General features: G+C 38.6%; 10 protein-coding genes and 1 other annotated feature. All 10 genes read right to left on the bottom strand.

Features of this window, described 5'->3' with window-relative positions:
* Positions 1 to 10: 10 nt before the first annotated feature.
* On the bottom strand, positions 11 to 520 hold the full coding sequence (locus EDD72_RS11160) for a PilW family protein (protein ID WP_132770324.1): 510 nt from the start codon (positions 518 to 520) through the stop codon (positions 11 to 13).
* On the bottom strand, positions 517 to 966 hold the full coding sequence (locus EDD72_RS11155; protein WP_132770322.1) for a type IV pilus modification PilV family protein: 450 nt from the start codon (positions 964 to 966) through the stop codon (positions 517 to 519). The genes EDD72_RS11160 and EDD72_RS11155 overlap by 4 nt, the downstream gene beginning before the upstream one ends.
* Positions 967 to 992: 26 nt before the next feature.
* Complete coding sequence (locus EDD72_RS11150; protein WP_132770320.1) at positions 993 to 1745, bottom strand: prepilin peptidase; 753 nt, start codon at positions 1743 to 1745, stop codon at positions 993 to 995.
* A 90-nt stretch (positions 1746 to 1835) separates the two neighbouring features.
* A complete protein-coding gene (locus tag EDD72_RS11145) occupies positions 1836 to 2204 on the bottom strand; it encodes a type II secretion system protein (protein ID WP_165895068.1) in 369 nt (122 codons plus the stop codon).
* A gap of 114 nt (positions 2205 to 2318) precedes the next feature.
* Complete coding sequence (locus tag EDD72_RS11140; protein ID WP_243643832.1) at positions 2319 to 3530, bottom strand: type II secretion system F family protein; 1212 nt, start codon at positions 3528 to 3530, stop codon at positions 2319 to 2321.
* Positions 3531 to 3553: 23 nt separating this feature from the next.
* Positions 3554 to 4558, bottom strand: coding sequence for a type IV pilus twitching motility protein PilT (locus EDD72_RS11135; RefSeq protein WP_132770369.1), 1005 nt, complete (start codon positions 4556 to 4558; stop codon positions 3554 to 3556).
* Between the two features lie 33 nt (positions 4559 to 4591).
* Positions 4592 to 6259 (bottom strand): GspE/PulE family protein, encoded by a 1668-nt coding sequence (locus EDD72_RS11130; protein ID WP_132770367.1) that lies wholly within the window; start codon positions 6257 to 6259, stop codon positions 4592 to 4594.
* 289 nt (positions 6260 to 6548) lie between these two features.
* Positions 6549 to 7943, bottom strand: coding sequence for a UDP-N-acetylmuramate--L-alanine ligase (gene murC / locus EDD72_RS11125; RefSeq protein WP_132770365.1), 1395 nt, complete (start codon positions 7941 to 7943; stop codon positions 6549 to 6551).
* 15 nt (positions 7944 to 7958) lie between these two features.
* Positions 7959 to 9290: a bifunctional folylpolyglutamate synthase/dihydrofolate synthase gene (locus EDD72_RS11120; RefSeq protein WP_132770315.1), complete on the bottom strand. Its 1332-nt coding sequence runs from the start codon at positions 9288 to 9290 to the stop codon at positions 7959 to 7961.
* Between the two features lie 85 nt (positions 9291 to 9375).
* Positions 9376 to 12033 carry a valine--tRNA ligase gene (locus EDD72_RS11115; RefSeq protein WP_132770312.1) on the bottom strand — a complete coding sequence of 886 codons (2658 nt, stop codon included), beginning with the start codon at positions 12031 to 12033 and terminating at the stop codon, positions 9376 to 9378.
* A gap of 203 nt (positions 12034 to 12236) precedes the next feature.
* Positions 12237 to 12464 (bottom strand) — a binding site (T-box leader).
* Positions 12465 to 12641 lie beyond the last annotated feature (177 nt).

Raw genomic sequence — 12641 nt, 5'->3', positions numbered from 1 at the left:
CCTCCCCATTTTAGTTGCTTGTAGCAACCAGAGAATAAACCGTCGTTTCTATAGGAATCATCTTATCCGTTTGTAATGTAAGATGGACACCGATCTTCCCATCTTGGTTGATTTTAGTTACACGAAATTGATAGTTATTATCATCTACTTTTACATGATCAACCAATATTGTCACTGTAGTGTTATCATGATATTCAATCGATCTTGTTCCCTCTTTGAATTCAAATTCAACTTGTGCTCCTGTACTTTTCGTAATGATAACTTTTTTCGTCCCTTGCGAAGGAGCAGTTGGAATTAACGGTTGGATACTGATCTCTTTTGCTTCCCGAACTTGTTTTGAAAAAAATTGAATAAAAAAAACTGTTTCATCGGTTTGAAATGAGCCTTCGTTGATTTCTTGGTAAGAATCTAAAAATTGAAATTGAACAGTAGAGATTACGATGATAATCATGCTAAGGATCGCAACTACAGCTAGGAGCTCAACCAATGTCACACCTGTTTGATCGGAAAGCCGAATCATGGTTTTGGCCTCCTCGCTTCCGAGATGATAAACGTGATTTGTCGCTCCGGTTTCACTTCTTTCCAAAACACTTCGACTTTTATTTTCACAAAATCCACATCCGTATCACTAGTTTTCATGAGAATTAAATATTGATATGATCCATCAATGGTGTTGTTGTCGACAATATAGTAATTCTGATCATCTGCTAAGTAGGCCGGCCCTTGGGCTAAAACATAACCAGCTTTATCATAGGTCATTAACCAATTTTGATTTGTCTTTGCTTCTTCCATTTTCTGCTGTGCAATTGTCAACGCTTTGACTTTTCGCTGATCTTCGATGTAATTGGTGTATGCATGACCAATCAGTTGAAACATTGGGCCAACGATAATCGCTAAAATCGTAATCGCTGCTAATAACTCTATGAGTGTCATCCCATGTTCATTATTCGCTTTTCGTATTTTCATTGGGATGCCCCCTTTTTAAAAACATCTTAGTATAAACCTAAATACCATTCCCATATCTGATTTCCTAGGAAATAGGTAATCATAGTACCGATAAAAATAAATGGACCAAAAGGGATCATTTGCTTCCGTTTGATCATTCGAAGTAATAGCAAAAGTCCACCAATGATCGCTCCGATTCCTGTTGAGAGGAAAAGAGCTAGTAAGGTATTTTGCCATCCTAAGACCAAACCAATAAGAAAAAAGAGTTTGATATCCCCTCCGCCCATTCCACCTCGACTTATGATAGCAATAAGCAGTAACAATCCCCCGCCAATCAATGCTCCTAAGAGATAATGCAGGTAGGGTAAAGGATGGATGAATAGACGGAGGACAAGAAAAAATAGAATACCAGGATAAGTGATTTTATCAGGGATGATTTGATAGCGAATATCGCTTAATGTGACAACAATCATTACCATTGCAAACGGATAAGCGATATAAAGCTCTTTTGAAATTCCAAAAAAATAAGGAATTAGTAAAAAAATCACGAGAGTTAGGAATTCGCCAAAAGGATAAATGAGTGAGATCTTTGCCCCACAATAGCGACATTTTCCCCGTAAACCAAAATAACTGAAGATAGGAATAAGATCAATCGCAGCTAATCTGTGGTTACAAGCAGGACAATGGGAAGAGGGAAAGAGAATCGATTCATTCTTTGGTATGCGTAATGCGACTACATTGAGAAATGAGCCGATGAATAGGGATAAGAGTATATATAAGATCAATAATAATAGATTCATAGGATTATACCTCTAAAATGAGAAATTTCTTTTAAATAGCCCCCTCAAAATGAGGGGGATTAAACTGCTCTTTTAGCCGTCTGGTGTTGGTTATTCTGAAATGCCTACTTTATGATTTGTTGAATCGTAGGTCCATTGTTTTCCATCCTGTTGTGGAGTAGCTGGAAAGTCTTTGATAAATGGCCCACCATTCGCATTTGACATTAAGACAGCCACTATCTCACCAACCGTACTACCTGCTGGATACGACCCATTTATAACTTGGTATCTTTCAATAGCGTCATTAATAATCTGCAAATTGGCTGCATCTGATTTACTTTTACTGTCATCAATATTACTTAACACAGCAGGCACAGCCACCGCTGCTATAATCCCCAAGATAACGATAACTGCTAATAGCTCAATTAACGTCACACCACGTTGGTTAGATAACTGTTTTCTAAATAAACTTCTAGTCATCCTTCTCACCTCCCCCATTCTTTTTTTTATCTTTACTTTAAAATAATAATCTTTTTAGTGGCCTGTGAGGATCGCACTCTCGGCCACGTATTTTAAGGGAATATCTCTTCTAAATCATTTTCCGACCATGTCATAGATTCCAAACATTGGCATAATAACAGCAAGGATAATCGTACCGACAATCACTGCCATGAAGACGATCAATAATGGTTCGATTAAAGACTTCAATTGATCGGTCATCGTTTCGACATCGTTTTCATAGAATTCGGCCACTTTGTTCAACATTTCATCAATGGCTCCTGTTTCCTCACCAACTGCAATCATATGAGTAACAAGCGGGGGAAAGATCCCATTTTCTTTTAAAGGTTCATGTAAAGATTTCCCTTGACGTAGACTCTCTCTTGCTTCCCGAATCGGACGAGCTACTGCCTCATTCTCAACCACTTGGCTAGCCATTGTTAATGACTGTAGAATTGGTACTGCACTTTTTAATAAGGCACTTAGTGTACGTGCAAATCGTGCCATCGCCGCTTTTTGCGCCAGTTTGCCAAAAATGGGAAGCTTTAATTTCAGATAATCTAGCATATATCGCCCTTGATCCGTTTTTTTGAAAATCATTAATCCGACGGTTAATACAATAGTTAAAAACAAGATCACATACCAACCACCGACAATAAAGTTGCTAATCCCGATGATAATCCGCGTTGGTAGTGGTAATGTTGCACCATAATCGGCATACATTTTCACAAAGTTCGGTACGATCTTGATCAAAAGGAATATGGTAACCAATATGGCAAGAATACTAATGACAATCGGGTAGGTCATTGCCGATTTGACTTTTGATCTTGTCTTATGCTCCTTCTCAAAGAAGGTAGCCACACTCTCTAAGGTTTCATCCAAATTCCCAGCTGTTTCTCCTGCTCGGACCATATTGATAAAAATCGGAGGAAAAGCTTTTGGATGCTCTGCAAGTGTCGACGAAAAGGTTTCTCCATTTCGAAGACTATACTCAATCTGCTGAATCACTTTTCGAAATTGTTTATTTGTTGTCTGTTCACCAAGTATTCGAACGGAATCAACAATAGTGACACCAGATTTAATTAATGTTGCAAGTTGTCTTGTGAACACAACCAGTTCTTCAATCTTGACAATCTTGCCGAGTATAATCTCTTTCTGTAAAAAGGACATTTTATCCTGCTTGATATGTAATACATACATCCCTTGTTTCTTTAATTCCGCAATAGCAATCTCTTGTGAATTCCCTTCGATGGTCCCTTCTGTACGTATTCCTTTATTATCAATGGCTAAGTATTGAAAACGGGCCACCTTTGTCCACCCACTTTACGAACTTAAATGTAATATTGTCTTGCCGTATATTCATCGATTTTTCCTTGTTTTACTAATTGTTGAAGCGCCATTTCCATCGTTTGCATTCCAAAACTCTTTCCCGTTTGCATGACGGTTTGAATCTGATGAACTTTTTCCGAGCGAATGAGATTTGCAACAGCTGGAGTATTCACGAGAATCTCCATTGCTACCACACGACCTGATCCATCTATCATCGGTAATAATCGTTGCGAGATGACCCCCAGCAATACGGATGCCAATTGCAGGCGGATTTGTGGCTGTTGATGAGCAGGAAACACGTCGATAATTCGATCAATCGTATTCGCTGCTCCAGATGTATGTAATGTTGCTAAAACTAAATGTCCCGTTTCTGCTGCAGTAACAGCGGTTGAAATCGTTTCTAAATCCCTCATCTCACCGACAAGAATCACATCAGGGTCTTGTCGTAACGCCGCACGTAAAGCTGACGCAAAACTGGATGAATCAACTCCAATTTCCCGTTGATCAATCAGTGACTTCCCATGTCGATGTAAATATTCAATCGGATCTTCTAACGTAATGATATGTTTATGTTGAGTTTTGTTAATTAAATCAATCATGGCGGCAAGAGTAGTAGATTTACCACTTCCGGTTGGACCTGTTACAAGTACAAGCCCCTGTGGTTTTTCAACAAAAGAATGTACCACACTAGGTACTCCCAGATTTTCCAATGAAGGGATTTTTGTTGGAATGACGCGAATCGCTAGACTAACCGTTCCCCTTTGTTGGTATGCATTCACGCGAAAACGGGAGATGCCTGCTAGACCATAAGAAAAATCGATTTCTCCCTTTTGCAAAAAATTCTGATATTGTGACTCTGTTGTGATTGCTTTTAAATAATTGACCGTATCTTGGGGCGTTAATGGCGCTACTTCAAGCGGTGTTAGTTTCCCATGGATCCGGAAGGTAGGTTTTGCCCCTACGGTTAGGTGCAGATCAGAAGCATTCTTTTCAAAAGCCTCTTTCATCAATTGTTCGATTGTATACAAGTTTTCATCTCCTCAATCATTGGAGGTTGCTCGAACAACCTCTGAGATTGTCGTTAGACCTTGTTTGACTTTTTCAAGGCCGTCTTCAAACATTGTAACAAACCCTTTTTCTTTTAGATATTGACGATAAACAGAATCTGGTTGCTTTTCAATAACCATTTGTTTCAAACGATCATCTAATACTAATAATTCTTGTATGGCAATTCGGTCCTTGTATCCCGTTCGATTACATTTTGCACAGCCACTTCCTTTTCTGAGCTGTGGTAATTCGATTTGATATTCTTCGAGAATTTTTTTCTCTTCAATCGTCGGTTCATATGGAACTGCACAATCGATACAGATTCTACGAACTAGTCGCTGGCTAACAACACCTGTTAAAGCAGAAGAAATGAGAAACGGTTCAATTCCCATATCGATCAGTCTTGTAACAGTTGATACCGCATCATTGGTATGGATGGTACTTAGAACGAGATGTCCTGTTAAAGCAGCACGAATCGCGATTTCTGCTGTTTCCAAATCTCGAATTTCCCCAACCATAATGATGTTGGGATCTTGACGAAGAATTGCACGTAGTCCCCTTGCAAAGGTGAGACCTGTTTTTTCATTCACCTGAACTTGGTTAATACCTGTTAATCGATATTCTACGGGATCTTCTACCGTGATAATATTAACATCTTCTCGATTCAACTCATTTAATGCAGCATATAATGTAGATGATTTACCACTACCCGTTGGTCCTGTTATCAAGATAATACCATATGACTTACGAATCATTTGTCGAAACTTTTCTGCATTGGCTTTGGAAAAACCAATTTGTTCAATTTGTTTAATTGCCTGACTTAAATCTAAGATCCGTAAAACAATTTTCTCACCATAAACAGTTGGTAGCGTAGCAACCCTAATGTCAATCGATCGATAATCAACCTCTAGTTGAATTCTACCATCTTGGGGCAAACGTTTTTCTGCAATATTTAATTGTGCCATAATTTTTAACCTTGCTGTGACGATTCCTTGCATGTGTTTGGGTAAAACTTGTTCTGTACGAATTTGACCATCTACGCGAAATCGAACGCGCAATTCATTTTCTTGGGGATCAAAATGAATGTCACTTGCTCGTTGTTTCACCGCATTTTGAATGATTTGATTCACCATTCGGCTCACTGGCGCATCTTCTGATTGCAACTGTTCATCCATCTCTTCCTCTTTAGGAAGATTTTGCATAATCTCATTTACCGTTTCTTGAATTCCATAGTAGCGGTCAATCGCTCTAGATAATTCTTCCTTTGTGGCGATAACTGGGTGGATTTGAAAACCTGTCGTCATTCTTAAGTCTTCAATTGCATAATAATCTAAAGGGTCAGCCATTGCAACGAATAACCTATTTCCATTTTTCTTTAATGGAAGCACTTGATAATTGATCGCTAATTTCTCAGGAATCAGCTGAATAAGATTACGATCAATTGGATACCGGTAAAGGCTAACATAAGGGATGCCCAATTGAAATTCAAGGACCTCAATAATTTGTTGTTCGGATACATAACCTTTGGCAATCAGGATATCTCCTAGCCTTTTTTTTGATTTTTTTTGTTCATTAAGGGCTTCTTCAAGTTGAGATTGGGTAATAAATCCCGTTTCTACAAGCAGGTCACCAATACGCTTCCTCTTTTTCTTGGTAGGCATCATTTCCGTTGGAATATCTCCGTTTTTCAGCTCCTGATCTTGTATCGTTTGAGAATTATCCTTTTTCCCTTTATTTTCCATCTTAAAGCTCCCCTTATGAAATTCACTTGAACAAAAATAAGTCTATTATCATAAGTCTATCATACCATTTCTTACTTTTATAGAGAATGAAATATTTTTGAAAAATTGTTAATAATCAAATCTATTCATTGATTACATTAAAAAAAGTGACATACCTTACGAGTCACTTTTTTTGTGAAGAAATTTTCTTTTCCGATTATATCGTAGCTTATTTCTTTTCTTTCTCTTTCTTTTTTTCCTTCCAAAACTCAGCGAGTTGATAAGCAACCTTCCAAATATCTCCTGCTCCCATCGTCAAAATGAGATCATTCGGTTTTGTCACTCCTTTTAAGTATTCTAACACTTCTTCTTTAGTAGGGAAAAACTTTACATTCTCATTGCTATTCTTCTTAATTAATTCGACCAACTTCTTCGCATCAATACCTTCGATATGATGATCGCCTGCTGGAGAATAAATATTGGTAATAACAACTTCATCTGCTTCAGCAAAAGCACGACTAAATGCATCTAATAAGAAGAAAGTTCTTGTGTATCGTTGTGGTTGAAATACAGCAATAATCCGTTTTCCTGTTGCTTTTGCTGCATTGATTGTTGCTTGTATTTCAGTAGGATGGTGAGCATAATCGTCAATGACCATCATTTGCTGATACTCCCCAATGACTTGGAATCTTCTTTTCGCACCTGTGAATTCTTGTAATGCATTAGCGATTCCTGCAAAAGGAATTCCAGCCTCAAGACCAACAACCATTGCAGCTAAAGCATTTAATACATTATGTTTACCGGGTACAGATAATTGGACCCTTCCAAGAGTATTCCCACGATAGACTGCGGTAAAAGAAGAGATTCGATCGACAAATTGCAAATCCTTTGCCACCATATCTGCCCGAGAATCAAGACCAAAAGTAATGACTTTTCCTGTTAACTCAGGTAACATCTCCTGAATATAAGGATCATCATAGCCTAATACAGCAAAACCATCTGGTTTCACTTGTTGTAAGAAGCTATAGTAGGCTTTTTTCAGATTATCAAAATTACCATCATAGTTTTCTAAATGATCCGCTTCGATGTTCGTCACAACGCCAATGTAAGGATAATATTGTAAAAATGTACCATCACTTTCATCCGCTTCCGCAACCACATAATCCCCTTTTCCTGCTTTCGCATTACTTCCAATGTTCATTACTTCTCCACCAATCACAAAGGTAGGATCCAAATGATTTCTTTCCATCACCAATGCGATCATAGAAGAGGTCGTGGTTTTCCCATGAGCACCAGCTACGGCGATTCCTTTTTTCTCATTTAATAATCGAGCTAGCATTTCAGACCTGTGAATAAGGGGAATATTCCGTCGTTCTGCTTCCAATAATTCCACATTGTTTTTTGGGATATCGGTGGAAAAAACCACTAGATCCGCACCTGCAATGTTTGATTCTTGATGACCGATAAAAATATTAGCTCCCTTGGCACGTAGTTTATCCGTTAAGTCTTTTTGAGCGATATCTGAACCGCTTACTTGGTACCCCATATCAAGCATGACTCGTGCAATCGCACTCATTCCATAGCCACCTATCCCGATAAAATGAACTCGTTGTGACTTATTCACCTTATTCACCAACCTTCAACTCTTTTTATAATATTCGAAAATGTATTTCCTCACATCAGAAATCATGTATAAAGAACCAGTAATAATGACTAGGTCTTCCTTGCCCGCTTCGCGAATTGCAGTATTAACAGCCTCTTTCCAATTCGCATTTACTAGAACTTTTTTTGCTCCACCTATGGAATGAACAATCTCCGCTACTTCTTCTGCTTTCGCAGCTCGTGGAAACTCTGGTTCTGTAATGATAAGTGTATCAGCCAATGGTACTAAGGGTTGATAAAATCCTTGAATCGCTTTATCTTTTAGAATTCCCGTGACTAGAATGAGCCGTTTATATTCGAATAATTGAATCGCCTCTGCTAAACTTGTCGCTCCGTCCGGATTATGGGCGCCATCTAAAATAACTAGAGGTTCTTCTAAAATCTTTTCAAGTCTTCCAGGCCAGTTCGTATATTTCATTCCCGAATAAACGGAATCTTCCTCAATTTGAAAGGCATAAAATTGGCGGAGTACTTCAAGTGTCATTAAAGCAACGGCAGCATTTTTTACTTGGTGCGCCCCGATCAATGAAATTTCAATGTTTGGCATGGTCAAGAACACATCTTTAAAATCAAAATTACTTCCACTATAATCTATTTTATTTTTTACAACAGAAAATTGTTCACCAAACTGATAAATCGTTGCTCGTTTTGCTTTGGCCACTTCATGGATCACTGCTTTTGCTTCATCCTGTTCTACACCCGATACTACAGGTACACCTGACTTAATAATCCCTGCTTTCTCCCACGCGATCGATTTTAGATCATCCCCTAAATATTCCATATGATCATAGCCAATATTGGTAATGACCGATACAAGAGGATAAACGACATTCGTTGAATCTAGACGCCCACCTAATCCTGTTTCCCAAATAATAATATCAGGTTTAGAAATTTTCCCAAAATAGAGGATCGCAATCATGGTAACCACTTCAAATTCACTGGGGCCGCCTAATTCTGTTTGCTCCAGTTCCTTAGCAAGTGGAATCAATTGATTGACGATTTCAACCAAATCTTCCTCGGAAATATCCTCACCATTCACTTGGATTCGATTTGTAAAATCAATTAAATATGGGGATGTGAATGTCCCAACGGTATATCCATTTCTACGGAGAACTTGGCTGGTAAAACTTACAGTGGAACCTTTCCCATTCGTTCCGGCAACGTGGACAAACTTCAGATGTCGCTCTGGATGGCCGACTCGTTCTAGCATCCATTCCATTCGTTCAAGACCTGGTTTTATTCCTAATTTCTCACGGCCGTGAATCCAGTTAATCACTTCTTCTTTTGTTTTTACTTGAATATCACCCATTTTCCTCCACCCTCTTCATTATAGTATGATTTTAGAAAATCATAATGAACAGGAAACCACTCCTAAAAAAGCTTTTTTCTAACGATTATCCTTTTAATTCTTGAATTCTGGCAAGAACTTTTTCGCGTTTGTCAAGGTAATCCTTTTCTTTTTCTCTTTCTTTTGCTACCACATCGGCAGGAGCTTTTGAAACAAATCCTTGATTCGAAAGTTTCTTTTGAACTCGTTCTACTTCATAGTTAAGGGTTTCTAATTCTTTTTCTAATCGTTTCATTTCTTGTTCAATATCGATTAATCCTGCTAATGGAAGATAGATTTCTGCACCTGTCACTACAGCAGACATTGCTTTTTCTGGTGGTTGAATTGTTGTTGAAATTTCTAATCTTTCTGGATTGCAGAAACGCTCAATATAACGGATTCCTTTGTTTAAAACCAACTGATTCTCTTCATTGCTTGGTTTAATCATTAATTGAATGGTTTTGCTTAATGGCGCATTCACTTCCGCCCGAATGTTTCGTACTGAACGAATCACTTCCATTAATAAGGTCATCTCTTTTGCCGCTTGCTCATTGACAAATTCGTCACGATATTCAGGCCATTGTGCGATAGAAATACTTTCACCTTCATGAGGGAGATGTTGCCAGATCTCTTCAGTAATAAATGGCATATATGGGTGTAATAAACGTAATGTATGATCTAAAACATAGGTTAAGACGGATTTTGTTGTCTTTTTCGCTGTCTCATCATCGCCATACAATGATAGCTTAGACAATTCGATATACCAATCACAGAACTCATCCCAAATAAAGTGGGTCAAAATTCTTCCAGCCTCACCAAAATCATACTGTTCTAATAAACGAGTGACATCCTTGATTGTTTCATTCAATCGATGCAAAATCCATTGATCCGCAGTGGTTAAAGAACCACTTAGGTCCATATCTTCTACTTTAAAGTCACCTAAATTCATAATGGTAAAACGAGAAGCATTCCAAATCTTATTGGCAAAATTGCGTGCAGCTTCTACCCGTTCAAAATGGAATCGGAGATCTTGTCCAGGTGTACTACCTGTTGAAATCATGAAACGTAACGCATCGGCACCATATTGATCGATCACCTCAATCGGGTCAATCCCGTTTCCAAGCGATTTGGACATTTTCCTACCTTCACTATCTCTTACAAGACCATGAATATAAACTTCTTTAAACGGAATTTCGCCAGTGAACTCTAGAGCAGTGAAGATCATCCGAGCCACCCAGAAAAAGATGATATCATAACCCGTAACAAGCACATTGGTTGGATAGTATCGTTCAAGATCATCCGTCTGTTTTGGCCAACCCATTGTGGAAAATGGCCACAAAGCAGAACTAAACCAAGTATCGAGAACATCTTCATCTTGTTTCAAATGATGATGACCACAACTTGGGCAAGTGGTTGGATCGTCCATCGATACGATGGTCTCCCCACACTCTTCACAATACCATGCCGGGATTCGATGTCCCCACCAAAGTTGTCTCGATATACACCAGTCGCGAACATTTTCAATCCAATTGAGATAGATTTTTTCAAATCGTTCCGGTACAAAACGTACTCCATTCCCACTCTTTTGACGTTGTATGGCTTGTTTTGCAAGTGGCTTCATTTTTACAAACCATTGAGTAGAAAGATATGGTTCAATCACAGCCCCCGTACGTTCACTATGACCTACAGAGTGAAGATGTTCTTCAATTTTGAAGAGAACACCTTGGGCTTGTAAATCCTTGACGATTTGCTTACGGCACTCAAAACGGTCTAAACCTTGATACTTGCCAGCATTTTCATTCATCTTACCTGATTCATCCATGATAAGGATTCTTGGCAGGTTATGACGTTGTCCGATTTCAAAATCGTTAGGGTCGTGAGCAGGAGTAATCTTCACAGCACCACTACCAAAATCACGATCCACGTATTCATCTGCGATAATGGGGATTTCTCTACCTGTAATGGGTAGAACAACCGTTTTGCCGATCAAGTGCTGGTAACGCTCATCCTTTGGATGAACAGCAACAGCCGTATCCCCTAACATTGTCTCCGGACGAGTTGTAGCTACTACGATATAGCCACTTCCGTCTTTTAATGGATACTTCATATGATAGAGTGCACCCATGACTTCCTTATACTCAACTTCGATATCGGATAGCGCCGTTCTTGCTTCAGGGTCCCAGTTGATAATATATTCCCCACGATAAATGAGCCCTTTTTCATAAAGACTGACGAATACCTTCCGAACTGCCTTCGATAGTCCCTCATCAAGTGTGAAACGTTCACGAGAATAGTCGAGAGATAGACCTAATTTCCCCCACTGCTCATGGATACGATTGGCATACTTTTCTTTCCAATTCCAAGCTTGTTCGAGGAATTTTTCTCGACCCAGTTCATAACGATTAGTTCCTTCTTGACGTAATTTGGCTTCTACTTTCGCCTGTGTCGCAATTCCTGCATGGTCAGTTCCTGGTAACCAAAGGGTATCAAACCCTTGCATTCTTTTCATGCGAACAATGATATCTTGCAAGGTAAAGTCAAGGGCATGTCCAATATGGAGCATCCCTGTAACATTGGGTGGTGGGATTACTACAGAATAAGGTGGTTTCTCTAGATCTTTACCTGCCTGAAAGAGATCATGCTCCAGCCAAAATTGACTCCATTTTTTTTCTATATCTTTTGGATCATAAGTTGTAGGAATTTGCAATTCGAGATTTTCCGCCATTTCTTACTCCTCCATTCTTTTTAAAGTCTTTTTCATGTTGGATTTACACGTGTTTATTTAGATTTGTGTATTGTAAAAGCAGCGACTTTTGGGAGTGTACTTCTTACCTTCAGTTAATCAAAGAAATACACGGACAACAGGGTGCGTTACAATACACAAATCTCTTCACCATAGTTCCATTAATTAAAAAAACTCTTTTCATCTCAAAGGACGAAAAGAGTTCGCGGTACCACCTTTGTTCATGAGTGAGAAATACCTCATCATGCTCTTGAGCTGATAACGGAAAGAATCCGATCCATTCTACTATTATTACATTCAAATGGACAACTTCTGGGCGACCTTCAGTAATTTTACCTTAGGAAACCTTCCAGCCAAGGGTTTCCCTCTCTTAAAGGAAAGGATTACTTACTCCTCCCTATCATCGTTTTTATTCAAACCTGTTTTAGTGAACCTAGTATATTTATTATTATTCTAATCAGTATTCTGTCTAAAGTCAAATTCACCTAAGGTAACGTTTGTGTCAAGTTTTTGTGGGAGAAATTTTTTACAAATATATACAAATATATTATGTAAGCGTAATCGGTATTTGAGAGTTCCCCTAGGTAGAT

It is taken from the genome of Tepidibacillus fermentans (genome assembly GCF_004342885.1).
Taxonomy (GTDB): domain Bacteria; phylum Bacillota; class Bacilli; order Tepidibacillales; family Tepidibacillaceae; genus Tepidibacillus; species Tepidibacillus fermentans.
The sequence above is the reverse complement of the archived record's forward strand: the minus strand, read 5'-3'. Positions and strand labels throughout refer to the sequence as shown.